Here is a 241-nt window from a genome sequence, read left to right on the forward strand (position 1 = left end):
GCCAACGTCAAAAACCCGACGATCACCACGGTGCCGCCGATCATCGCCAACGTGCCCGCACCCATCGAGATCTCGGCGATCAACCGCACGATCTCCTTACGGAAATGCACCGCAGCATGCGGAATCCCGGCCAACGCCCGGCCGTAGAACAACACATGATCACCGAGCCGGCCAAAGAAACCGACCGGACGACCCAACTGATCAAGCAGCCGCGGGAACCGCTGCCGCAACAACGTCGAGG

The 241-nt window shown here is 62.2% G+C and carries 1 pseudogene; it reads right to left on the reverse strand.

Annotated features, from left to right (window positions below):
* Positions 1–233, reverse strand: a pseudogene (locus AC5Y3P_RS22375) (ABC transporter permease); the annotation flags it as partial.
* Positions 234–241 lie beyond the last annotated feature (8 nt).

This window comes from Mycobacterium sp. NGS45 (genome assembly GCF_059812645.1).